This is a genomic window from Bacillus sp. NPDC060175 (assembly GCF_042728695.1).
Classification (GTDB): Bacteria; Bacillota; Bacilli; order Bacillales; family Bacillaceae_G; genus Bacillus_A.
The window spans coordinates 1-1,502 of record NZ_JBHWYR010000194.1; the positions used below are offsets into that span (position 1 = coordinate 1).

Annotated in this window: 1 protein-coding gene; it reads left to right on the plus strand. The window is 35.1% G+C overall.

Going from position 1 to position 1,502, the window contains the following annotated elements:
* A partial coding sequence (locus ACFWDE_RS30475) for a bifunctional metallophosphatase/5'-nucleotidase (RefSeq protein WP_377896395.1) occupies nucleotides 1–1,502 on the plus strand: 1,502 nt, incomplete at both ends.

Sequence of the window (1,502 nt, forward strand, 5' to 3'; positions counted from 1 at the left end):
TTTGGAAATCATGAATTCAACTTTGGATTAGATACATTGAAAAAAGTTAGTGAGCAATACAAGGGAAAGACGTTAGCAGGAAATATTTATAAGGAAAATGGAGAGCGTTTTCTTCCTGCATATACGATTGTTGAAAAAGGTGGAATTAAAGTCGGGATTATTGGTATGAATACACCAATGATTAGTGATTTTGAAAAAGGGACAGATCATTTGGATGGTTTAGTAGTGAAAAATCCAGTAGAAGAGACAAAAAAGGCTATTAAAGAATTAGAAGATAAAGTAGATGTAATGGTAGGGATTATGCATATGGGACTAGAAAATGAGAATGGAATCCCAGGTACTGGTGTTCAAGATATTGCGAATGCTTGTCCGGAACTAAGCGCTATTTTTGCGGCTCATATGCATAAACTTGTAAAAAAAGAAGTTGTAAATGGCGTAATTATTACAGAACCAGATAAATACGGAACGCATATTTCACGTATTGACCTTACTTTTACAAAGCAAGATGGGAAGCTTGTTTTAAAAGATAAAACAGCTACCGCTATACCTGTAAAAAATGCTGATGGAACTACAGTATTATCTGATTCTACACTTGAAGAAACACTAACACCTTTTCATGAGTATGCGAGAGGAGATGCAAATGTTGTAGTCGCTCAATTAAAGGGTAGAAACCTTGTTCCTGAAAATGAAATAAAGGGTATTCCAAGTGTGCAGATTCAAGAGACACCTTTATCAGATTTCTTTCATGAGGTCATGCTCCATTACAGCAAGGCGGATGTAGTAGCCCATCAAATTGATAATGATTATGCCCGTTTGGATATAGGTCCTATAAAGAAGAAAGATATTGCGTATAATTATCAATATGCTTTGGGAGAAATTACAGTATATAAGATAACTGGAAAAGATTTAAAAGACTATATGGAATGGGCAGCAGGATATTTTAACTCATCTCGTGCCGGAGATGTAACAGTTAGCTTTGATAAAAACCGTCGTGCGTCTAAATACAGTACGAACGATTTCTTTGGAGGCGTAAAATACGAAATTGACTTAACAAAACCATATGGTAGTAGAATTACAAATTTACGCTCTATTCGTACAAATAAACCAATCAAAATGAGCAATGTTATGACGCTAGGAATGAATGCGTATAGAATGGAGGCTCTTCAGGCAAAAGGGGGAGCTTTAGAGGGACGTAAATTTGAACAAACTTGGTCATCTAAACAAGAGAATGCATTCGGAGAAACAGGTGGAACCATTCGTAACCTTGCTATTACATATTTAAAAGAGGTAAAGAACGGTGTATACACGCCAAAAGTTATGCATAATTGGAAAATTACTGGTGTAGATACACATTCTTCAGAGCATAAGGCTGTAGTTGATCTTGTAAATAAAGGGATTTTAGAAATCCCAAAAACAGAAGATGGAAAATATACAAATATAGCATCTATAAATACTAAAGATTCAATTACAAAAGAAGAGATTGTAGCACTCTCACAAAAAGC